The organism is Phycicoccus sonneratiae (assembly GCF_016887965.1).
Taxonomy (GTDB): Bacteria; Actinomycetota; Actinomycetes; order Actinomycetales; family Dermatophilaceae; genus Phycicoccus; species Phycicoccus sonneratiae.
Map to the genome: position 1 here is coordinate 14313 of NZ_JAFDVD010000006.1, position 18698 is coordinate 33010.

21 protein-coding genes and 1 tRNA gene are annotated in these 18698 nt (G+C 74.5%); 2 read left to right on the top strand and 20 right to left on the bottom strand.

What is annotated here, in order from left to right; genetic code table 11:
• Positions 1-2: 2 nt before the first annotated feature.
• The 6 genes from JQN70_RS04755 to clsA form a co-directional block, all read right to left on the bottom strand.
• Positions 3-458 (bottom strand): FHA domain-containing protein, encoded by a 456-nt coding sequence (locus JQN70_RS04755; RefSeq protein WP_204130188.1) that lies wholly within the window; start codon positions 456-458, stop codon positions 3-5.
• Between the two features lie 113 nt (positions 459-571).
• Positions 572-958: a glycine cleavage system protein GcvH gene (gene gcvH / locus JQN70_RS04760; protein WP_204130189.1), complete on the bottom strand. Its 387-nt coding sequence runs from the start codon at positions 956-958 to the stop codon at positions 572-574.
• Between the two features lie 31 nt (positions 959-989).
• Positions 990-1754: a DUF881 domain-containing protein gene (locus JQN70_RS04765; protein ID WP_204130190.1), complete on the bottom strand. Its 765-nt coding sequence runs from the start codon at positions 1752-1754 to the stop codon at positions 990-992.
• Positions 1751-2083, bottom strand: a complete 333-nt coding sequence (locus JQN70_RS04770; protein WP_204130191.1) for a small basic family protein — start codon at positions 2081-2083, stop codon at positions 1751-1753. The genes JQN70_RS04765 and JQN70_RS04770 overlap by 4 nt, the downstream gene beginning before the upstream one ends.
• Positions 2080-2973 (bottom strand): DUF881 domain-containing protein, encoded by an 894-nt coding sequence (locus JQN70_RS04775; RefSeq protein ID WP_307835821.1) that lies wholly within the window; start codon positions 2971-2973, stop codon positions 2080-2082. Before JQN70_RS04775 ends, JQN70_RS04770 begins: the two co-directional genes overlap by 4 nt.
• Entirely contained in the window at positions 2970-3560 is a 591-nt protein-coding gene (clsA, locus tag JQN70_RS04780) for a cardiolipin synthase ClsA (protein WP_204130192.1), read from the bottom strand. Before clsA ends, JQN70_RS04775 begins: the two co-directional genes overlap by 4 nt.
• Before the next feature lie 56 nt (positions 3561-3616).
• On the opposite strand from clsA, the gene JQN70_RS04785 reads away from it, so the two are divergent.
• Positions 3617-4768 (top strand): MalY/PatB family protein, encoded by a 1152-nt coding sequence (locus tag JQN70_RS04785; RefSeq protein WP_204130193.1) that lies wholly within the window; start codon positions 3617-3619, stop codon positions 4766-4768.
• A gap of 10 nt (positions 4769-4778) precedes the next feature.
• On the opposite strand, the gene JQN70_RS04790 is transcribed toward JQN70_RS04785, so the two are convergent.
• The 12 genes from JQN70_RS04790 to ald all read right to left on the bottom strand — a co-directional run bounded on the left by JQN70_RS04790 (position 4779) and on the right by ald (position 15511).
• Positions 4779-5465, bottom strand: coding sequence for a class I SAM-dependent methyltransferase (locus JQN70_RS04790; RefSeq protein WP_204130194.1), 687 nt, complete (start codon positions 5463-5465; stop codon positions 4779-4781).
• Positions 5466-5749: 284 nt separating this feature from the next.
• Positions 5750-5823, bottom strand: a tRNA-Pro gene (locus JQN70_RS04795).
• 183 nt (positions 5824-6006) lie between these two features.
• Complete coding sequence (gene der, locus JQN70_RS04800; RefSeq protein ID WP_204130195.1) at positions 6007-7476, bottom strand: ribosome biogenesis GTPase Der; 1470 nt, start codon at positions 7474-7476, stop codon at positions 6007-6009.
• A gap of 42 nt (positions 7477-7518) precedes the next feature.
• Positions 7519-8205 (bottom strand): lysophospholipid acyltransferase family protein, encoded by a 687-nt coding sequence (locus tag JQN70_RS04805; RefSeq protein WP_204130196.1) that lies wholly within the window; start codon positions 8203-8205, stop codon positions 7519-7521.
• Between the two features lie 16 nt (positions 8206-8221).
• Entirely contained in the window at positions 8222-8917 is a 696-nt protein-coding gene (gene cmk, locus JQN70_RS04810; protein ID WP_204130197.1) for a (d)CMP kinase, read from the bottom strand.
• Between the two features lie 23 nt (positions 8918-8940).
• Complete coding sequence (locus JQN70_RS04815; protein ID WP_204130198.1) at positions 8941-10023, bottom strand: prephenate dehydrogenase; 1083 nt, start codon at positions 10021-10023, stop codon at positions 8941-8943.
• On the bottom strand, positions 10023-10931 hold the full coding sequence (locus JQN70_RS04820) for a pseudouridine synthase (RefSeq protein ID WP_204130199.1): 909 nt from the start codon (positions 10929-10931) through the stop codon (positions 10023-10025). Before JQN70_RS04820 ends, JQN70_RS04815 begins: the two co-directional genes overlap by 1 nt.
• On the bottom strand, positions 10928-11560 hold the full coding sequence (scpB, locus tag JQN70_RS04825; protein ID WP_204130200.1) for an SMC-Scp complex subunit ScpB: 633 nt from the start codon (positions 11558-11560) through the stop codon (positions 10928-10930). Before scpB ends, JQN70_RS04820 begins: the two co-directional genes overlap by 4 nt.
• Positions 11553-12470, bottom strand: coding sequence for a segregation and condensation protein A (locus JQN70_RS04830; RefSeq protein WP_204130201.1), 918 nt, complete (start codon positions 12468-12470; stop codon positions 11553-11555). Before JQN70_RS04830 ends, scpB begins: the two co-directional genes overlap by 8 nt.
• A 5-nt stretch (positions 12471-12475) precedes the next feature.
• Positions 12476-13357 carry a ParA family protein gene (locus JQN70_RS04835; RefSeq protein WP_239110646.1) on the bottom strand — a complete coding sequence of 294 codons (882 nt, stop codon included), beginning with the start codon at positions 13355-13357 and terminating at the stop codon, positions 12476-12478.
• Between the two features lie 88 nt (positions 13358-13445).
• Entirely contained in the window at positions 13446-14357 is a 912-nt protein-coding gene (gene xerD, locus JQN70_RS04840; RefSeq protein ID WP_307835822.1) for a site-specific tyrosine recombinase XerD, read from the bottom strand.
• A gap of 38 nt (positions 14358-14395) precedes the next feature.
• Complete coding sequence (gene ald / locus JQN70_RS04845; protein ID WP_307835823.1) at positions 14396-15511, bottom strand: alanine dehydrogenase; 1116 nt, start codon at positions 15509-15511, stop codon at positions 14396-14398.
• A 122-nt stretch (positions 15512-15633) separates the two neighbouring features.
• Between ald and JQN70_RS04850 the strand changes: the two genes are divergently transcribed.
• A complete protein-coding gene (locus JQN70_RS04850; protein WP_204130202.1) occupies positions 15634-16254 on the top strand; it encodes a hypothetical protein in 621 nt (206 codons plus the stop codon).
• A 363-nt stretch (positions 16255-16617) separates the two neighbouring features.
• Here the strand turns inward: JQN70_RS04850 and hisS are convergent, their stop codons facing one another.
• Positions 16618-17967 (bottom strand): histidine--tRNA ligase, encoded by a 1350-nt coding sequence (gene hisS / locus JQN70_RS04855; protein WP_204130203.1) that lies wholly within the window; start codon positions 17965-17967, stop codon positions 16618-16620.
• Positions 17964-18665, bottom strand: a complete 702-nt coding sequence (locus tag JQN70_RS04860; RefSeq protein WP_204130204.1) for an MBL fold metallo-hydrolase — start codon at positions 18663-18665, stop codon at positions 17964-17966. The genes hisS and JQN70_RS04860 overlap by 4 nt, the downstream gene beginning before the upstream one ends.
• Between the last annotated feature and the right edge of the window lie 33 nt (positions 18666-18698).

Here is an 18698-nt window from a genome sequence, read left to right on the forward strand (position 1 = left end):
GCTCAGGCCTGGGCGGCCGCGTAGAAGACGAGGCGGAACTTGCCGATCTGGACCTCGTCGCCGGTCGTCAGGGACGTCTCGTCGACGAGGTCGCGGTTGACGTAGGTGCCGTTGAGGGACCCGACGTCGTGGACCGAGAAGACCCCACCGGCGCGGCGGAACACGGCGTGCTTGCGCGAGACCGTGACGTCGTCGAGGAAGATGTCGCTGTCGGGGTGGCGCCCCGACATCACCTCGTCGTCGTCGAGGAGGAAGCGGGCGCCGGTGTTCGGGCCGCGCAGGACCACGAGGAGCGCGGTGCCGGGGCGCAGGGCCTCGACCGTGGCGAGGTCGGCCTTCGTGAGGACGTGCTCGGCCTCCCCCTGCGCCTCGACCCGCCCGGCGCCCTCGACGGCCTGCAGGCGCATCGTCGTGGGCTCGGGTGCGGCCTGCTCGTCGCCGTGCTCGTCGGCTGTCATCTCGCCCTGTCCACCCTTCCTCGACCCTGTCTCGTCACCGCCTCGCGGACTGCCACCCTAGATCACGGGGGCGCGGATGTCCCCCTCGTCGGGCGGGACCGCCCCCGCGACCCTCAGGAGAGCTGCGAGGTGTAGCCGTCGACGTCGAGGAGCGCCGCGACGGCACCCGCGTCGGCGGGGCGCAGCTCGTACATCCAGCCCTCGCCGTACGGGTCGGTGTTGACGAGCTCGGGGGTGGCGTCGAGGGCGCCGTTGACGGCGGTGACCTCACCGGCGATCGGCGCGTAGAGGTCGCTGACCGACTTCGTCGACTCGACCTCGCCGCAGGTGTCGCCGGCCGCCACGGTGTCGCCGACGCCGGGCAGGCTGACGTAGACGACGTCGCCGAGCGCCTCCTGCGCGAAGGCCGTGATGCCGATGCGCACGGTGTCGCCCTCCTCGCGGACCCACTCGTGCTCGGCGGTGTAGCGCAGGCCTGCGGGGTACTCGAGGTCGCTCATGACTCTCCTGTGTCTCGGGCGCGCGGACGCGTCACGGGGTGGCGGTGGGTACCGGGCGAGCGTACTGAGGGGCGGTGACGCTGAGCAACGCGTCGACGGCGAGCTCGTCGCGGATGTCGATCGAGAGCCGTCCGCCCTTGCCCCGGACGGTGGCGTTGACGCCGCCGGGGATCTGCATCGCGCCGGCGAGGGTGTCGGAGTCGCCGATCGCGCGGATGACGTACGGCGGGCGCACGAGGGACCCGGAGACCGAGATGCCGCCGTCGGCGTCGGCGAACCACGTGGAGGCGACGACCCGGACGTCGCCGACCTGGATCGCCTCGGCACCGGCGTCGCGCAGCTCCTGGATCGTGTCGAGGACGATGGACGGGGTGATCTTCAGCTCGGGGTCGTCGATGCGCAGGAGCACGCCCGGTCCCTTCGCCGGGGCCGTCCCCGCGAGGATGCCGAGCGCGTCGACCCGCTCCTGGGCGGCGCGCTGCGCCTCCTCCTCGCTCGTCGTGCGGCTCTTGAGGAGCTCGAGGGAGGACTGGAGGTCGCGGACCTCGTCGCTCAGCCGGTCGCCGTCCTGGTCGACGTCGGCGAAGATGCGCACCAGCTCGTCCTCGCGCAGGTTCTCCAGCCCCTGGATGGAGGTCTGGCGGACCTGGGCGATGATCGCGAACCCGAGCGAGGCGGCGAGGAGCATCGCGAGGAGGTTGGACCGGCTCGGCCGCGGCGACCCGGCACGCCGCAGCCGGGCCCACGCGTGACGGGCGTCGTCCGGCGGGCGGGGGGTGGAGTCGCCCGTGCTCATGCGTCGAAGAGGTGGCGGCGGATCGAGGCGACGTTGGAGAAGATCCGGACCCCGAGGACGACGACGACGCCCGTGGACAGCTGGCTGCCGACGCCGAGCTTGTCGCCGAGGAAGACGATGAACGCGGCGACGAGGACGTTGGAGAGGAACGAGACGACGAAGACCTTGTCGCTGAAGATGCCGTCGAGGATGGCGCGCACCGCACCGAAGACGGCGTCGAGGGCCGCGATGACGGCGATGGGCAGGTACGGCTGGAGCCACACCGGCACGGCGGGCTGGAGCAGCAGGCCGACGACGATGCCGAGGGCCAGGCCGATGGCAGGGATCACGACGAGCCGTCCTCCGGGTCGCTGGTCGTCCCGCTCGTCGGGGACGCCCCAGTATCCATCGGCTGCGCGTACCGCGTCGTCAGGCCCACCGCGGCCGGCACCCGGAGGTCGCGCGAAACGTCGGTGTCGGCCCGGATGCCGAAGGTGCTGTGGAGCGTCGAGAGGTAGCTGCCACCGGCCCCGTCGGCGAAGTCGCCGGGCAGCCGCTCGGGGTCGCCGAGGGCCGTCACGACGTACGGGCGAGCGAGGGGCCGGTAGTTGACGACGAGCGCGGACCCGGCGAAGCGGATCGGCGAGGTCGAGGTCAGCCGGTTGCCGTTGATGCTCACCGCCTCCGCGCCCGCGCGCCACAGGGCATTGACGACGAACTGGAGGTCGCGGGCCTGCACGCGCTTCTGGTCGGCGCCGTCGCCGGTGGCGTCCTCATCGGCGGCGTCGGGCGCGTCGTCGAGGGTGAGGACGACGCCGGGGCCGGTGAGCGGGACGGCGCCGACGACCTGGGCGAGCTCGCGGCTGCGTCCGACGCTGCCGCCCGAGCTGCCGAGCTGCTCGGCCTCCAGCGCGGTCACGTCGGCCTGGAGGGCCTGCGCCTGCGCCGAGAGCCGGTCGACCTCGGTGCGGCGGGTCTCGATCTGCCGGGTGAGGTCGGTGCGCGCGGCGCTGCGCGGGGTGTCGTCGGCCCGCAGGTTCGAGGCCGCGACCCCGACGACGAGCCCGATGGCCAGCGTCGCGGCGACGAGGCGCGGGGCCCGCAGCGACGTCGAGCGCGGCAGGCCGGCCCGCTCGCGCCGGTCGGCGGCGGCCTGGTACCCCGGGTCGAGGGGGCGTTCCATCATCGTCCGGATGAGCGTCATCGACGCGTCCGGCCGGCGGGTCGGCCGCGTGCTCACGCCGCGACCGCCCGGTCGTGGGCCAGCAGCCGCCGCAGCTGCATCGCGTAGAGGACACCGGAGAGCCAGTAGAGGACGATCCCCCACCACGCGAAGCCCCAGCCGACCGGCTCGGCGATGCGGGCGAGGGTGGAGTCACCGTCGGCGAGCAGGAGCAGCGGGAAGGCGTAGAGCAGGTTGAAGGTGGCGGCCTTGCCGGCGAAGTGCACGGGCAGCCCGACCCAGCCGTGGCGCTGCGCGACGAGCACGACGACGGCCATGAACGCCTCGCGGGCGAAGAGCACGACGACGACCCACCACGGGAGGATGTCGCGCCAGGCGAGGCCGACGAGCGTCGAGGCGATGTAGAGCCGGTCGGCGACGGGGTCGAGGAGCTGGCCGAGCCGCGACTCCAGGCCGTAGGCGCGGGCGATCTTGCCGTCGAGGTAGTCGGTGAGGCCCGAGGCCATGAGGAGCACGAGGGCGAGGGCGTCGTGCTCGGTGACGATCGCCCAGAGGAAGACCGGCACGCCGACGAGCCGCAGCGCGCTGAGCACGTTGGGCACGGTGAGGACGCGGGTGCTCACCGGTGCCTGCGGGTCCGCCATGGCGCCACTGTATGGGGTGCCGCGGCGGCCCCGCCGCACGCGCCTAGGGTGGCGGGATGAGCACTCCCCTGCTCGGCGCCACCGAGGCCGAGCTGCGCCGCGACCGGACGAGCGTCAAGTGGCTGGCCTACCCACCCGACGTCCTGCCGCTGTGGGTCGCCGAGATGGACGCGGCGCCGTGCCCGGCCGTCGTCGAGGCCGTGTCGGCCGCGGTGCGGCGCGGCGACACCGGCTACGGGTGGGCGCCCCGGTACGCCGCGGAGGTCGCCCGGTACACGCGTGCGGCGTGGGGCTGGACGGTCGACCCGGCGTCGATGCTCGTCGTCACCGACGTGATGATCGGGGCCAGCGAGGTGCTGCGCCTGCTCACCGACGAGGGCGGCCCCGTCGTCGTGTCGCCGCCGGTCTACGACTCGTTCTTCGGGTTCGTCGACGCCATCGGCCGGCGCCGCCTCGACGCCCCGCTGACCGCCGCCGGGCGGCTCGACCCCGAGGCGCTGCGCCGGGCCTTCGCCGACGCCACGGCGCGCGGCGAGCGGGTGGCCTACCTGCTCTGCAACCCGCAGAACCCGACCGGGGTGGTGCACACCGCCTCCGAGCTGGCCTCGCTCGCGGCGCTGGCGCGCGAGTTCGGGGTGCGGGTGGTCGCCGACGAGATCCACGCGCCGCTCGTCCTGCCCGGCGGACCCGTGTTCACGCCGTACCTCACGGTGCCCGGCGCCGAGGACGCGTTCTCGGTGTTCTCGCCCTCGAAGGGCTGGAACCTCGCGGGGCTGAAGTCGGCGGTCGTCGTCGCCGGGTCGGCGGCGCTCGGCGACCTCGCGGCGCTGCCCGAGGTGCACACGCACGGGTCCTCGCACCTCGGGGAGATCGCGCACGTGGCCGCGATGCGCGACGGCGGCGCGTGGCTGGCGCGGCTCCTCGACGAGCTCGCCGCGAACCGGTCCCTGCTCGGGAGCCTGCTGGCCGAGCACCTGCCGGAGGTGCGGTGGGTCCCTCCCGAGGCGACCTACCTCGCCTGGCTCGACTGTCGAACGCTCGGCCTCGGGGACGACCCGGCGTCGGTGTTCCGGGAGCGCGGGCGGGTGGCGCTGGGGTCCGGGCCGCGCTACGACCCCGCGGGCGGGCAGGGGTTCGTCCGGCTCAACCTCGCCACCTCGCCGGCGCTCGTCGAGGAGGCCGTGCGCCGGATGTCGTCGGTGCTCTGAGACCGGGCGTTCAGGGCGCGCGGCGCAGGACGGCGACCCAGGTGTCGGGTCCGGCCGGGTTGAGCGGGTGCGGTCGCCGGTCGAGCGCCTCGAGGTGGACGTCGGCGGCCGCGAACGAGCGGACCTCGTCCTCGTCGAGCAGCCACGGCGGGCCGTCGCCGGCGTCGGACCCGCGCTCGCGGACGAACTGGACGGCGAGCAGGGTGCCGCCCGGCGCGAGGAGCGAGCGGACGGCCGCGACGGCGTCGGCGCGCAGGTCCGGCGGGAGGGCCTGGACGGTGAACACCTCGACGACGAGGTCGAAGGCGCCGACGAGGTCGTCGGGCAGGGCGAGGAGGTCGGCGACGCGGTGGTCGACGGACGAGCCGGGGTGGCGGTCGCGGGCCAGGGCGACGGCGCTGGCCGAGACGTCGAAGGCCGTGGTGCGCCACCCGCGCTCGGCGAGCAGCTCGGCGTCGGCGCCGAGGCCCGCTCCGACGACGACGGCCGCCCGCCCCTCCCCCGGTCCGGCGCCGTCGACGTGCTCGAGGACCGGTGGGTAGGGGGCGGTCCGGGCCCACGGGGTGTCGACCTCGTCGGCGACCGCCGCCGACCACAGCTCGTCGAACCAGCGGGTCGGCTCGCCGTCGGCGAGGGCCCGCGCCGCGAGCTCGTCGGCGCGGCGGTCCCAGTCCCTGTCCTGCTCCCCGGTGCTCATCCCCGCACGCTAGCCCCCTGCGCCGTCGGGCCCCGGTCCCCCCGGCTCTGGTCCAGCTCGCCTGATGGCGGTGAGAAGTCACCGCCATCCGGCGGATCCGACCAGAGCAGGCGAACCGGACCAGAGCCCGAGCCTCCCTCGGGCGAGTCGGGCTGACAGGACGCCGCGCTCCGCGTCCGCTCCTTCGTCGCGGTCGCGGTGCGCTCCCGGCATCCGGTCGGCCCGACACGCGGCGAGGGCCGCTGCGATCGACTCCGTCGATTCGCAGCGGCCCTTGCGCGCTGTCGGGCTGACAGGATTTGAACCTGCGACCCCTTGACCCCCAGTCAAGTGCGCTACCAAGCTGCGCCACAGCCCGTGGCTGCTCCCTCTCGGGAGCGGTCGAAACCTTATCCCACCGCCCGGCGGCCGACCCAATCGGTCCGGCCGGCGCCGGCGCCTTCACCCGACTCCACCACGCTTCACCGGGGAACGGTTCCGGGGTGAGGCGCGGCGGTATCGGGTGACCCGATACTCGTGGGGCAGGTGGGGCGAGGCGTCGTCAGCGGCGGTTGCGGCGCTTCTCGCGCACCCGCACCGAGATCTCGATCGGGGTGCCCTCGAAGCCGAACTCCTCGCGCAGCCGGCGCTCGACGAACCGGCGGTACCCGGCCTCGAGGAACCCGGACGCGAAGAGGACGAACCGCGGCGGTCGCGAGCCGGCCTGCGTCGCGAAGAGGATGCGCGGCTGCTTGCCCCCGCGCACCGGGTGCGGGTGCGCCGCGACGACCTCGCCGAGGAAGGCGTTGAGCCGCCCGGTGGAGATGCGGGTCTCCCACGACTCCAGCGCCCGGTCGAGGGCCGGCACGAGCTTCTCGAGGTGGCGCCCGGTGCGGGCGGAGACGTTGACCCGGGGCGCCCACGGCACCTGGACGAGGTCGCGCTCGATCTCGCGCTCGAGGAAGTGGCGGCGCTCCTCGTCGGTGAGGTCCCACTTGTTGTACGCGATGACGAGGGAGCGCCCGGAGTCGATGACCTGCTGGATGACCCGCACGTCCTGCTCGGCGATGGTGTCGCTGGCGTCGACGAGGACGACGGCGACCTCGGCCTTCTCGAGCGCGGTCTGGGTGCGCAGCGACGCGTAGAAGTCGGCGCCGCGGGTCTGGTGCACCCGGCGCCGGATGCCGGCGGTGTCGACGAAGCGCCAGGTGCGTCCGGCGAGCTCGACGACCTCGTCGACGGGGTCGCGCGTCGTCCCGGCGACGTCGTCGACGACCACCCGGTCGGTGCCGGTGAGCTTGTTGAGCATCGAGGACTTGCCGACGTTCGGCCGTCCGAGCAGCGCGACCCGGCGCGGCCCGCCCCGCGCGTAGGCGGTGACCGCGGACTTCTCCGGCAGCACCTCGAGGAGGGCGTCGAGGACGTCACCGCTCCCCCGGCCGTGCAGCGCCGAGACCGGCCACGGCTGCCCGAGGCCGAGGTTCCACAGCGCGGCGGCGTCGGCCTCGGTGCGCTGGTCGTCGACCTTGTTCGCGACGAGGACGACCGGCTTGCCGGAGCGGCGCAGCATCTTGACGACGGCCTCGTCGGCATCCGTGGCCCCGACGGTGGCGTCGACGACGAACATCACGGCGTCGGCGAGCTCGACGGCGATCTCGGCCTGCTCGGCGACCCGCAGGTGGATGCCCGTGGCGTCGATCTCCCAGCCGCCGGTGTCGACGAGGGTGAAGCGCCGGCCGGTCCACTCGCCGTCGTAGGCGACCCGGTCGCGGGTGACGCCGGGGACGTCCTCGACGACGGCCTCGCGGCGGCCGAGGATGCGGTTGACGAGGGTCGACTTGCCGACGTTCGGGCGACCGATGATGGCCACGACGGGCAGCGGCGAGTACGCCTCGCCGTCCTCGTCGGCCAGCCCCTCGGTGTCGAGGAGGGCGCGGTCCTCGTCGTCGAGCTCGAACTCCTCGAGCCCGGCCCGCAGGGCCCGCTCGACGGCCTCGGGGTCGGCGGTCTGGGTGGGGTCGTCCGTGCTCATCCCCCCATTCTCCCGCACCGCGGGGGTGCTCCTGACCGCGCGTCAGTCGAGCAGGTCCGGCGGGACGTCGGTCGGCAGGGGCAGCCCGTGCCGGTCGGCGGCCGCCCGGACGTGCTCCGCGTGCGCGACCCGCAGCCGCTCGGTGGCCAGCTCGAGGGCCGCCCGGCCCGGGAGCCCGGCCGGGACGTCGAGCGGCACCGGCGGCGCGGCGTCGACGACGAGCCGGCTGCGCAGCCGCGGCCACGACGACGCCAGCGCCCCGGTGGCCCGCGTCCCGAGGCACGCGACCGGCACCACCGCGGCACCCGAGCGCAGCGCGAGCCAGGCGGCCCCCTTTCCCGCGTTCTCGAGGTCGCCGCGCCCGCGCCCGCCCTCGGGGAAGATGCCGACGACCCCGCCGCGCGCGAGCACCTCGAGGGCCTGCCCGAGGGCGCGCCGGTCGCCGGTGCGCTGGTCGAGCGGGATCTGGCCGGTCCAGTGCAGCAGCCGGCCGAGGAAGCCGGCGAAGGTGCGGTCGAGGACCAGGAAGTGCGAGGGCCTCGGCGCCAGCGCCAGCACCAGGGCACCGTCGAGGAACCCGGTGTGGTTGGCGACGAGGACCACCGGTCCGCGGCGCGGCACGTTCGCGGCGCCGACCGTCCGGCACCGGTAGAGCAGGGCGAACGCGAGCCGCCCGACCGGCCGCGCCACGGCGGCCCGCCACGCCGCCGGCGCGGGCTCGCTGCTCACGACCGGCGCCCGCTGCTCACTCCTCGGCCTCGGTGACCCCCGCGACGACGTCGAGGACGGCCTCGATGCTCGCCTCGAGGTCGAGGTCGGAGGTGTCGACGAGGTGCACGCCCTCGGCGGCCTCGGTGAAGGTCGAGACGGTCGAGTCGTCGCGGTCGCGGCGCACCACCTGGTCGCGGGTGGCCTCGACGGCCGCCGCGTCGGCCGACCCGTGCAGCTCGGCGGAGCGGCGGCGCAGCCGGGCCTCCTCGGACGCGGTGACGAGCAACCGCACCCGGGCGTCGGGTGCGACGACGGTCGTGATGTCGCGCCCCTCGGCGACGACTCCCCCGGTCTCGTCGGCGATCCGGGCCATGAGGTCGCGCTGGAGCTGCTGGAGGACCGGACGCACCTGCAGGTTCGTGGCGACCGCCGACACGGCGGTGCTCACCTCCGAGGTGCGGATGGCCGCGCCGACGTCCGTGCCGTCGACGGCGACCGTCGGGGCGTCGGGGTCGGTCCCGACCTCGAGCGGAAGGGTGCGCGCGGCCTCGGCGACCGCCTCGGTGTCGGCGAGGTCGACGCCCCGCTCGAGGCACCACCAGGTGAGGGCCCGGTACATCGCGCCGGTGTCGAGGTAGCCGATGCCGAGCCGCCGGGCCACGGCCTTGGCGACGCTGCTCTTCCCGGAGCCGGAGGGTCCGTCGATGGCGATCGTCAGCGGTGCGGTCATGGGCGCAGAGCCTACTGAGCCGCTCAGCCGTGGATGCGCCAGCCCCGGGCGGCCAGGCCCTCGGCGAGCTCGGTGGCCGCGGCGGGGACCACGTCGACCTCGGCGATGCCGAACGGCTGGCCGAGCCCGTGGTCGAGGTGGAACTCCTCGATGTTCGTGCCGATCTCGGCGACGTGCGCGAAGAGGCGTCCGAGGTGCCCCGGCTCGTCGGGGATGAGGACGCGCACCGTCGTGTACGCGGTGGGCGCAGCGCCGTGCTTGCCCGGGATGCGGGCGTGGCCGGCGTTGCCCGCGGCGATGGTCGTCGCGATGGTGCCCCGGGCCCCCGGCGCGTCCGTACCCGCCTCGAGCGCGGCGAGGGCCTCCGAGACCGCACGCAGGTCGGTGGCCAGCCCCTCGAGGACCTCGCGCACCGCCCCGGCGTTGCCGGCGAGGATCTGGGTCCACAGTCCGGGGTCGCTCGCGGCGATGCGGGTGACGTCGCGCAGCCCCTGGCCGGCGAGGGCCACGGCGTCCTCGTCGAGGGCCTCGAGCCGCGCGGCGACGAGGCTCGCGGCCAGCTGCGGCACGTGCGAGACGGCCGCGACGGCCCGGTCGTGCTCCTGCGCCGGCAGCCGGCGGACGACCGAGCCGACGGCCCCGGCGACGTCGGTGACGAGGTCGAGCACCTCGGGGAGGGTCTCGTCGGTGGGCGAGACCACCCAGGCCCGCCCGTCGAAGAGGTCGTGCCGCCCGGAGACCGCACCCGAGCGCTCGCGCCCGGCCATCGGGTGCGACCCGCAGTAGCGCGCGAGGTCGGCGCCGGCCGCGCGCAGGGCCGCGAGCACCGCGCCCTTGACCGACGAGACGTCGGTGACGGCGGCCGAGGGCCACCGGTCCAGCGCCGTCAGGACGCAGGCGGCGGTGACGTCCGGGGGCGTGGCGACGACGACGAGGTCGGGCTCGAGCGCCTCCCCCTCCCCCGGCAGCCGCCCGGCGCCCAGGTCGCGGGCCAGGGCCGCGTGGGTCGCGATGGCGTCCTCGAGCGTCACCTCGTCGCCGTGCCTGGTCAGGGCGAGCCCGAGCGAGGTGCCGACGAGGCCGGTGCCGACGACGTGGACGCGCATCAGAGCCCTGCGGCCTTGTACAGCGCCGCGACCTCCGCGCTCGAGAGCGACCGGAACTTGCCCGGCTTGGTGTCGGCGAGCCGGATCGGGCCGACCTGGGTGCGCACGAGCGACTGCACCGGGTGGCCGACCTCGGCGAGCATCCGCCGGACGATGTGCTTGCGGCCCTCGTGGAGCACGACCTCGACGATCGCCTTGCCCGGCTGGGAGTCGACGACCCGGAACGAGTCGACGGCCACCGGGCCATCCTCGAGCTCGACGCCGTCGCGCAGGCGCCGGCCGAGGTCGCGGGGCACCGGGCCGGGGATCTGCGCGAGGTAGGTCTTGAGGATGCCGTAGCGCGGGTGCTGGAGCCGGTGCGCGAGGTCGCCGTCGTTGGTGAGCAGCAGCAGGCCCTCGGTGTCGGCGTCGAGCCGGCCGACGTGGAAGAGCCGCTCCTTGCGGTCGCCGAAGTAGTCGCCGATGTCGACCCGGCCGAGCTCGTCGCTCATCGAGGTGACGACGTTGAGCGGCTTGTTGAACGCGAGGTAGACCCGCGACTCGTCGAGCTGCACGCGCTCGCCGTCGACGTGCACCGTCTGGGTGGCCCTGATCCGCACGCCGAGCTCGCGGACGACCTGACCGTCGACCTCGACCCGGCCCTGGCTGATGAGGTCTTCGCAGACCCGCCGCGAGCCGACCCCGGCCGCGGCGAGCAGCTTCTGGAGGCGCACGCCGTCGGGGTCGTGGACGTCGACGACGGGCCGCTGCGGCTCGCGCTTGGTCTGGGTCGGCTGGCTGGCGCGGGTCGTGCCCGTGCCGCGGGCCCGTCCGGACCCCGGCGCCTTCGCGGGCGCGCCCTTCGCGCCGCGCGGGCGCTGCTGGCGGTCCCCGGCGCGGCCGGCTCCACGGTTCTTCGGCGGGGTCATCCCCGGCCTCCTTCGGCGATCTCGTCGAGCACGTCGACCTCGGGGAGGTACGGCGCGAGCGCGGGCAGCTCGTCGATCGACTGCAGCCCGAGCCGCTCGAGGAAGTACGACGTCGTGCCGTACAGGGTGGCGGTGGACTCCTCGTCCTGGCCGAGCTCCTCGATGAGCCCGCGGGTGAGGAGGGTGCGGATGACGCCGTCGACGTTGACCCCGCGCACGGCCGCGACGCGCGAGCGCGACACCGGCTGGCGGTAGGCGATGACGGCGAGGGTCTCGAGCGAGGCCTGGGTGAGCCGGGCCTGCTGGCCGTCGAGGACGAACCGCTCGACGACCGGCGCGTACTCGTGGCGGCTGTACATCCGCCAGCCGCCGCCGACCTGGCGCAGGGTGAAGCCACGGCGCTGCTCCTCGTAGCCGGCCTCGAGCTCGGCGAGGGCGACCTCGACGTCGGCGACCGGCTGCTCGAGCGCCGAGGCGAGGGCGGGGGTGGTGACCGGCTCGTCGACGACCATGAGCACGGCCTCGAGGGCGCCGTGGATGCCGCCCGGGAAGTCGGCGACGTCGAGGGCCAGCTGCTCCTCCGGGGCGGTCGGCTCGACCGCGGGCGGGTCGGGCTGCGGCTCACTCATCGGGGGTCTCCTGCGGGTCGGTCGGGGGGTCGGCGGCGGGCTCGGCGTCGGGGGGCGGCTCGTCGAACTCGTCGGTGACCTCGATCTCGCCCTCCTCCGGCCCGGTCCAGCGCACGGTCAGCTCGCCGAGCGCCTCGGCCTGCTCGAAGCCGATGGCCGCCTCGCGGAACAGCTCGAGGAGGGCGAGGAAGCGGGCGACGACGACGAGGGTGTTGTCGGCGTCGGCGACGAGGCTGCGGAACGAGGCGACCCGCTCGCGGCGCAGCCGGGCGCCGATGAGGCCGGCCTGCTCGCGGACACTCACCTGCGGGGCGTGCAGGTGCCCGAGCCCGACCGTCGGCGGCGCCTTGGGCACCATCGCCCGGGCGGCGATCATCGCGAGCTGCTCGGGGCTGACCGTCATCACGAGCTCGGGGAGCAGGGCCGCGAGGTGCGGTTCGAGGGCCACCGAGCGCGGGTGGCGCCGGCCGGCCGTGGCCATCCGCTCGCCGAAGGTGTGCGCGATGTCCTTGAAGGCGCGGTACTGGAGCAGCCGGGCGAAGAGGATGTCGCGGGCCTCGATGAGCGCGAGGTCCTCCTCGTCCTCGGGGCCGGCCTGCGGCAGCAGCCGGGCGGCCTTGAGGTCGAGCAGGGTCGCGGCGACGACGAGGAACTCGGTGGCCTGGGAGAGGTCCCACCCGGACTCGCTCTCGCGGGCCGCCCGGATGAACGCGATGAACTCGTCGGTGACGCTCGCGAGGGCGATCTCGGTGATGTCGAGCTTGTGCTTGCTGATCAGCCCGAGGAGCAGGTCGAAGGGGCCGGAGAAGTTCTCGAGGTGGACCTCGAAGGGCGTGGCGGCGGCCCGGCGGGTGATGACCCCGCCGGGGACGACCGCCTCCTGCTCCGCGGCCCCGGGGGGCGTGGCCATGAGGGTCAGGCCGCCCCGCCGCGGGCGATGAGCTCGCGGGCGAGCTGGCGGTAGGCCTCCGCGCCCTTGTGCGCGCCGTCGTACGTCGTGAGCGGCTCGGCGGCGAGCGAGGCGTCGGGGAACTTCACCGTGCGCGAGATGACGGTGTGGAAGACCTGGTCGCCGAAGTGGTCGACGACGCTCGCGACGACCTCCTTGGAGTGCAGCGTGCGGCCGTCGTACATCGTCGCGAGGATGCCGTCGACCTGGAGGCGCGGGTTGAGGCGGTCGGTGATCTTCTCGATCGTCTCGATGAGGAGGGCCACCCCGCGCATCGCGAAGAACTCGCACTCGAGCGGGATGATCACACCGTGCGCGGCGGTCAGCGCGTTGACGGTCAGCAGGCCGAGCGAGGGCTGGCAGTCGACCATGACGACGTCGTAGTCGTCGAGCACCGGGCGCAGGACGCGGGCGAGGATCTGCTCGCGGGCGACCTCGCCGACGAGCTGGACCTCGGCGGCGGACAGGTCGATGTTCGCCGGCAGCACGTCGAGGCCCTCGACCCGGGTGTGCTGGATGACCTGGCGCACGTCGTGCCCGCGCTCGACGAGCAGGTTGTAGACCGTGACGTCGAGCTCGTTGACGTTGATGCCGAGCCCCACCGACAGCGCGCCCTGGGGGTCGAAGTCGACGAGGAGGACCCGGCGACCGAGCTCGGCCAGCGCCGCACCGAGGTTGATGGTGGTCGTCGTCTTGCCGACGCCGCCCTTCTGGTTGCACATGGCGATGATCCGGGCCGGCCCGTGGCTGGTCAGCGGCGCCGGGACCGGGAACTCCGGCAGCGGTCGGCCGGTGGCCCCGGTCTGCCCGTCGATGCGGATCTGGAACGCCGCCTCGGTCTCGCCCAACGTCTCTCTCCCCGGTACCGGTCGTGCCTCGGTCAGCCTCTCGCTGATCGGGCCCGACCCTATCAGCGCACGCGTGCGGGCCCCGCGCTCACCGCGCCCGGGGGTGGCTCTGGGCGTAGACCTCGCGCAGCTGCTGGACGGTGACGCGGGTGTAGATCTGCGTCGTCGTCACCGACGCGTGGCCGAGCAGCTCCTGGACTACGCGGACGTCGGCGCCACCCTCGAGCAGGTGGGTCGCGAACGAGTGCCGCAGCGTGTGCGGCGAGAGGTGCCCGGTGAGGTGGGCCCGCTCGGCCGCGGCCCGCAGGATCGCCCACGCGCTCTGGCGAGACAGCCGGGCGCCGCGGACGCCGAGGAAGACCGCGGGCGTGCCCCGGCCGTGGACGGCCAGCGCCGGCCGGCCGCGCACCAGCCAGGCCGCGAGGGCCTCGCGCGCGTAGGACCCCAGCGGGACGATCCGCTCCTTGCCGCCCTTGCCCCGCAGCCGGACCACGCCCTCGTCGGTGTCGAGGTCGTCGACGTCGAGGCCGACCGCCTCGGAGATGCGGGCCCCGGTGCCGTAGAGGACCTCGAGCAGCGCCCGGTCGCGCAGCGCGGTCGGGCCGTCCCCCACCGACGCCGCCTCGAGGAGCCGCTCGACCTCGTGGAGGGCGATCGCCTTCGGGAGCCGGTCCGGGGTGCGCGGCGGCGCGACGTCGCGCGACGGGTCGGCGTCGAGGACCCCCTCGAGGGCGAGGAAGCGGTGCAGCCCCCGGACGGCGACGAGGGTGCGGGCGGCCGAGCTCGCGGCGAGCGGCCGGTGGTCGTCGTCCCCCTCCCGCAGCACGGCGAGGAAGTCGGTGACGTGGGCCTCGGTGACGTCCTCGGGCCGGGTGACGCCCCGGCGGGCGAGGTGGGCGGTCCAGCGCGCGAGGTCGCGCCGGTAGGCGGCGAGGGTGTTGGCGCTGACCCCGCGCTCGACGTCGAGGTGGGTCAGCCACGCGTCGACGGCCCGCCCCACGGGCGGGGGGCGGGCCGTCGGCTGCGGGTGCTCCGCGGTCAGGAGAGCGCCTCGTCGAGGGAGATGCTGTCCATCCCGAAGGCCTCGGCGACGGCGCCGTAGGTGATGTGGCCGGCGTGGGTGTTCAGGCCCAGGGCGAGCGCGCGGTCGGCGCGCGAGGCCTCCTGCCAGCCGTGGTCGGCGAGCTTGGTGGCGTACGACAGCGTCGCGTTGGTGAGCGCCCAGGTCGAGGTGTGGGGCACCGCGCCGGGCATGTTCGCCACGCAGTAGTAGATCGAGTCGTGGACCTCGAAGGTCGGCTCGGCGTGGGTGGTCGGGCGCGAGTTCTCGAAGCAGCCGCCCTGGTCGATGGCGACGTCGACGAGCACCGAGCCCGGCTTCATCTGGGCGACCATCTCGTCGGTGACGAGCTTCGGGGCCTTGGCGCCGGGGATGAGGACGGTGCCGATGACGAGGTCGGCCTGGAGCACCTGCTCGCGCACCGACATCGCCGAGGACGCGATCTGGGCGACGCGGTTGTCGTAGCGCCAGAAGCTCATCCGGAGCTTGTCGAGGTCGGTGTCGAGGAGGGTGACGTCGGCGCCCATGCCGAGCGCGATGTTCGCGGCGTTCTGGCCGGCGACGCCCGCCCCGAGGACGACGACCTTGGCGTTCGCGACACCGCCGATGCCGCCCATGAGGACGCCGCGTCCGCCCTGCGCCCTCATCATCGAGTGCGCGCCGACCTGTGGCGCGAGGCAGCCGGCGACCTCGGACATCGGGTAGAGCAGCGGCAGCAGGCCCGAGGGGAGCTGCACGGTCTCGTAGGCGATGGAGGTGACCTTCTTGGCGACGAGCTCCTGGGTGAGCGGCTCGTCGGCGGCGAGGTGGAGGTAGGTGAAGAGGGTCAGGCCCTCGCGGAGGCGGTGGTACTCCTCGGCGACCGGCTCCTTGACCTTCATGACCATGTCCGACTCGCCCCACACGTCGTCGGCGGAGTCGAGGATGGTCGCGCCCTGGGACACGTACTCCTCGTCGGTGATCGACGAGCCGAGCCCGGCGCCCTTCTGGACGACGACGTCGTGGCCGCGGCGGACGAGCTCGTGGACGCCGACGGGGGTGATCCCGACGCGGAACTCGTTGTTCTTGACCTCGCTGGGGATGCCGACCTTCACGGATATCAGACCTGTCTCGTGTCGAGGACCGGGGCGTCGTTGCCCACGGAGCCGCCTCCGGCTGGAGCGCGATGGAAGTCTAGTGCCGTCCCCGACGACCCCCGACACCGCAGGAGCCGACCGTGAAGCTCTACAGCGACCTCCCGGCCCGCCGCACCGTCCAGGTGCTCTCCGACCTCGCGATGGTGGCGTGGGTCGTCCTCTGGCTCCGGGTGGCGCAGTGGGTGCACGAGTCGACGCTTCGCCTCGCCGAGCCCGGGCACCGGCTGGAGTCGGCGGGCACCGGGTTCACCGGGCGGATGAACGACGCCGGCAACTCGGTCGACGACCTGCCGCTGCTCGACGACCGGATCGCCGCGCCCTTCCGGTCGGCGGCCGGCGTCGGTGAGGACTTCGCCTCCGCGGGGCGCGACCTCGTGACGGCCGTCGAGCGGTTCGCCACGGTCCTCGCGATCGTCACGGCGGTGGCGCCGGTCGTCATCGTCCTCGGGACGTGGCTCGTCCTGCGCTGGCGCTTCGTCCGGCGCGCGACCGCCGCCCAGCGGTTCGTCGACGCCGCCCCCGACCTCGACCTCTTCGCGCTGCGCGCGATGGCCAACCAGCCGATGCAGCGGCTGGCCCGCATCTCGGACGACCCCGCCGGGGCCTGGCGCCGGGGCGAGGCCGACGTCGTGCGCGCGCTGGCGGTGCTCGAGCTCAAGGAGTCCGGGCTGCGTCCCCCGCCCGTCGCCGCCACCGCGTGAGTCCCACAAGTATCGGGTCACCCGAGACGAGCGCGCTTCACCCCGGAACCGTTCCCGGGTGCAGCGCGGGGTTGTCGGGTCACCTGATGACCGTGTGGCTCGAGCCCGACCGGATCAGCGGTGCACCCCGGCCCTCCCGGCGCTCGCGTCCCGACTCATTGCCCAGAACCCACCTCGCGCGAGCCGGATGGGCATCGTGTCGGTGGGTGATGGGCAAGAAGTCGGGCTGCTCGGCCCCCACCGGCCCGGCCGACGCCTGAGACCTGCCACGCGCCGTCTCGTCCCCCACCTTGTGGGGCACCGTCCGCCCGCAGCGCGCCAATCACGCGTGTCGACCGGACGGCAGCCCACGAAGTCGGGGAGTCAGGGCTCGCGCGTGACGATGCCCGGGCGCAGGTCGGCCGTCGGGCACTCCCACGTCGTGGCGTCGGCGTCGACCTGGTCGCCGGACCGGATGTCCTTGACCTGGTCGCCGCCGGACTCCCCCGCTCCCGGGAACCAGACGTAGGGGATGCCCCGGCGGTCGGCGTAGCGGATCTGCTTGCCGAACTTCGCGGCGCTCGGCGCGACCTCGCACGGCACGCCCCGGGCCCGCAGCGCGGCGGCCACGGCGTCGGACCGGGTGCGCGACTCCTCGTCGACGACGGCGACGAGCACGGCCGCCGGGGTCGAGCGCGAGGCCGTGAGCCCGCGCTTGGTGACGAGCAGGTGCACCAACCGGGTCAGGCCGATCGAGATGCCGACGCCGGGGTAGGTCGTCCGGCCGTCGGAGGCCAGCGAGTCGTAGCGGCCGCCGGAGCAGACCGACCCCCAGTCCTCGGACCCGACGAGCTGGGTCTCGTAGACCGTGCCCGTGTAGTAGTCGAGGCCGCGCGCGATGCGCAGGTCGGCGACGAGGGTGCCGGGGGCACGCTCGAGCCCGGCCCGGACGACCGCCGCCAGCGCCTCGAGGCCCGCCTCGAGGCTCGGGTGCGACACCCCGAGGGCGCGCACGGCGTCGACGAACGAGAGGTCCTCGGACCGGATGTCGGCCAGCGCCAGGCACAGCCGGGCCTGCTCGTCGGTGGCCCCCGCCTCGACGAGCTGGGCGGCGACCTTGTCGGGCCCGATCTTGTCGAGCTTGTCGACGATGCGCAGCGTGCCGGCGACATCCTCCAGCCCGATGCCGAGGTAGAACCCCTCGGGCACCAGCCGGTTGTTCACCTGGATGCGGAACTCCCCCACCGGCAGCCGGCGGAAGGCCTCGGCGACGACGAGCGGCATCTCGGCCTCGAAGTGGGGCGCGAGCCCGCCGACGTCGACGACGTCGATGTCGGCCTGGGTGAACTCGCGGAAGCGACCCTCCTGGGGCCGCTCGCCGCGCCAGACCTTCTGCACCTGGTAGCGCCGGAACGGGAACGACAGACGCCCCGCGTTCTCGAGGACGTAGCGCGCGAAGGGCACGGTGAGGTCGAAGTGCAGGCCGAGCGCGGCGTCGCGCGAGGACTCCTCCCCCGCCAGCCGGGAGACCCCGTAGACCTCCTTGTCGGCGTCGCCGCCCTTGCCGAGCAGGCGCTCGACCGGCTCGACGGCCCGGGTCTCGAGGGGGGCGAAGCCGTGCAGCTCGAAGACCTCGCGGATGGTGTCGAGGAAGTGCAGCTCGAGGAGCCGCTCGGCGGGGAGGAACTCGGGGAACCCCGAGATCGGGGTCACCTTCTCGGCGGGAGGGGTCACGCGGTCAATCCTCGCAGGTACGGGTTGGTCGCCCGCTCGCGGCGCATCGTCGTCGCCGGGCCGTGGCCGGTGAGGACGAGCGTGGAGTCGGGCAGGGGCAGGACGACGTCGCGCAGCGAGCGCTGCATCGCCGCGGTGTCACCGCCCGCGAGGTCGGTGCGCCCGATCGAGCCCGCGAAGAGGACGTCGCCGGAGACGACGGTGCGGTCCAGCCCCTCCTCGGCGGGCAGGCCGTCGGGGACGACGTCGAGGGCGAACATCGCCGACCCCTCCGTGTGACCCGGCGCGTGCAGCACCTCGAGGCCCAGGCCGGCGAGCTCGAGGCGGGCGCGGTCGGCGACCTCGACGACGGTCTCGGGCTCGCGCCACGTCGCCCGCTGCCCGAACTGCGCCTCGAGCATCGCGACCGTGCCGGGGTCCATCGACGCGAGCGGGTCGGTGAGCCGGTACCGGTCGTCGGCGTGGACGTACGCCGCGGTCGTGCCACCGCACACCGGGGTCACCGAGTACACGTGGTCGAGGTGGCCGTGGGTGAGCAGCACCGCGGCCGGGCGCAGCCGGTGCTCCTCGAGGACCGCCCGGAGCGTCTCCTCGACCCCGATGCCGGGGTCGACGACGAGGCACTCCTCGCCCGGTCCGGCCGCGAGGACGTAGCAGTTGGTCCCGAAGGCGGCGGCGGGGAAGGCGACGGCGAGCACGCCCGCGAGCCTAACGGGGGGCGGTGCCTACAC

Excerpts from the sequence above, each read along its gene's own strand:
- JQN70_RS04755 (WP_204130188.1), bottom strand. The coding sequence starts at position 458 with ATGACAGCCGACGAGCACGGCGACGAGCAGGCCGCACCCGAGCCCACG.
- scpB (WP_204130200.1), bottom strand. The coding sequence starts at position 11,560 with ATGAGTGAGCCGCAGCCCGACCCGCCCGCGGTCGAGCCGACCGCCCCG.
- JQN70_RS04820 (WP_204130199.1), bottom strand. The coding sequence starts at position 10,931 with ATGACCCCGCCGAAGAACCGTGGAGCCGGCCGCGCCGGGGACCGCCAG.
- JQN70_RS04815 (WP_204130198.1), bottom strand. The coding sequence starts at position 10,023 with ATGCGCGTCCACGTCGTCGGCACCGGCCTCGTCGGCACCTCGCTCGGG.
- cmk (WP_204130197.1), bottom strand. The coding sequence starts at position 8,917 with ATGACCGCACCGCTGACGATCGCCATCGACGGACCCTCCGGCTCCGGG.
- JQN70_RS04785 (WP_204130193.1), top strand. The coding sequence starts at position 3,617 with ATGAGCACTCCCCTGCTCGGCGCCACCGAGGCCGAGCTGCGCCGCGAC.
- JQN70_RS04790 (WP_204130194.1), bottom strand. The coding sequence starts at position 5,465 with ATGAGCACCGGGGAGCAGGACAGGGACTGGGACCGCCGCGCCGACGAG.
- der (WP_204130195.1), bottom strand. The coding sequence starts at position 7,476 with ATGAGCACGGACGACCCCACCCAGACCGCCGACCCCGAGGCCGTCGAG.
- gcvH (WP_204130189.1), bottom strand. The coding sequence starts at position 958 with ATGAGCGACCTCGAGTACCCCGCAGGCCTGCGCTACACCGCCGAGCAC.
- JQN70_RS04830 (WP_204130201.1), bottom strand. The coding sequence starts at position 12,470 with ATGGCCACGCCCCCCGGGGCCGCGGAGCAGGAGGCGGTCGTCCCCGGC.
- JQN70_RS04765 (WP_204130190.1), bottom strand. The coding sequence starts at position 1,754 with ATGAGCACGGGCGACTCCACCCCCCGCCCGCCGGACGACGCCCGTCAC.
- clsA (WP_204130192.1), bottom strand. The coding sequence starts at position 3,560 with ATGGCGGACCCGCAGGCACCGGTGAGCACCCGCGTCCTCACCGTGCCC.